Source organism: Flavobacterium cyanobacteriorum, from assembly GCF_002251835.1.
In the GTDB taxonomy this organism is placed as follows: domain Bacteria; phylum Bacteroidota; class Bacteroidia; order Flavobacteriales; family Flavobacteriaceae; genus Flavobacterium; species Flavobacterium cyanobacteriorum.
Genome location: NZ_NOXV01000041.1, coordinates 1 through 2,045 on the forward strand (window position 1 = coordinate 1; position 2,045 = coordinate 2,045).

General features: G+C 30.9%; 2 protein-coding genes. Both read left to right on the top strand.

The window, feature by feature from the left end:
- The first annotated feature begins 167 nt into the window (after nt 1–167).
- Nucleotides 168–644 carry a helix-turn-helix domain-containing protein gene (locus CHU92_RS00355; RefSeq protein ID WP_129582951.1) on the top strand — a complete coding sequence of 159 codons (477 nt, stop codon included), beginning with the start codon at nt 168–170 and terminating at the stop codon, nt 642–644.
- A 69-nt stretch (nt 645–713) separates the two neighbouring features.
- Nucleotides 714–2,015: an erythromycin esterase family protein gene (locus CHU92_RS00360; protein WP_165764542.1), complete on the top strand. Its 1,302-nt coding sequence runs from the start codon at nt 714–716 to the stop codon at nt 2,013–2,015.
- Nucleotides 2,016–2,045: the final 30 nt, after the last annotated feature.

Here is a 2,045-nt window from a genome sequence, read left to right on the forward strand (position 1 = left end):
AATAAGCTGGAAATTAATTTAATACAATTTTTGTCGTGTACTTAGGTAGTTTTATTAATCAATATAAGAAACCTATTCATATTGTTTACAAAAACGCCGTACAGGAAATAACAATTTATTTTAAGCCAATTGGAATTCATCATTTTGTTAGCAACCAATTATTACTCATGAATGAATCAAATAATTCATTGAACTTATTTGAAGATTTTGATTCTACGATGATAGCAATTTTCAAAATTGATAATCGAGACCAACAGATTGAATATTTAGAGAAATATTGGATTTCTAAGCTAAATCAAAAGAATGAATTACTAAGGCTTGAAAAAATAATTCAAGATATTGAGAAAGGAGAGAAAATTGAACTAATCGCAAGAAAACACAATCTTAGCAGGCAATATATAAATAAGATTTTTTCAAAGTATTTAGGAAAAAATCCTACAGAATATAGAAGAATTCATCGGTTCAGAAAAGCTATTTTTACTTATAAGAATGAAAAGAAACTTACTAACTTATCTTACGAAAATCTATATTTTGATCAAGCTCATTTCAATAAGGATTTTAAGAATTTTACAAACATTAACCCTAAATTGTTTTTCAATCATATAGACAGTGAAAAACCAGTCATTTGGTTTTACGCTCAGTAGTTTACATTCTTACAATTTTTGCTTTTAAGACCATATTAGCTTTGTAATCATACAAAAATCATGAGATATATGGTCAGAATATTGATTTCAACTGTATTACTGCTTATTTATCATTCTATTTATGGACAATTAAAGGGTGACTATTCGGATATTTTTATGGAGCACCTGTATCAATCGAGAAGCCCAATTAAGTCATTTGATGCCAAAACTCTTAGTTATGACGATTTAGAGCCTATCGGAAAGGCCATTGGTGATAGAAAAATCGTTCTGTTAGGTGAGCCCAGTCATGGTGATGGTGGTGCTATTCAAATGAAAACAAGACTTGTTAAGTATTTACACGAAAAAAAGGGATTTGACGTTTTGTTATTTGAAGATGATATGTGCTCTATTCTATTTGATTTATCAGAAATAAATGACACAGCCCTTGTAAGAATAAAAGCACAAGAAAATATTATGTCCAGCTTGTCAAAAAGTGCTGTGAGCAAAGATTTTTGGAATTACTACAACCAGCAATTATCTAATGGTAGTAAAATTCATCTTGGGGGTATACATCCATGGCATTGTGGGAAATTTGCTAAGACTAGGCTTTTAAATTTACTTACAGAAGAGCTAAGCAAGCTTAACTATAACACTTCTTCTAAATCATACCAACGGTTATTGAAAGATATTAATTATACGTTTCAATACCTATGGGAGTCTAAAAAAGACAGCGTAGATACCAATAACTATTTTAAAGAAATAGGGAAAATAGAAGAAGTATTTAAATATCATACTCAACCAATTGAAAAAAGAAATTTATGGCTCTTAGAAATTGCTAATTTGAAGAACTGCTTTGAGTTTCTTGTTAATGGAAAAAACAGAGATATCTATTATGCACAAAATTTAGCGCTGATAGCGAAGTACATTTATCCAGATAAAAAAATTATAGTATGGTCTCATAATAACCATAATGCAATGGATGTAAATGTACTTGCATCTTTTGATGCAGACTTTGCAAAATGGTGGCACATTGAAAACACCTACGCCACTTTTACCTACTTTGGCGCAGATGCGTTTCGTGAGTTTGGAAATAATGTGTATTCATTGGCAATAACTTCAGGTAGCGGAAATTTTTCTCAAAACTTCATGGAAAATGGTTATCAAGTTCACGACTTCAAGTCAGCAAAAGTGATTAAATCATCCGAAAACTCTCTTGAGTATTACCTGGCAAATAAGAAATGTGATGTAGTTTTCATTCCATTTCCCAGCGTCCAAGGCAGGCCAAGTGGTTATCCATGGTTTACATCTCGCTTATTGGATTTGTCATTTGAGGCAAAAATGGATTACATCTCGGCATTCAGTGGAATCATTTATATAAATGAAGTGGTTTAAACTTATTTGTTAAATAAAAAAGGGTTGACG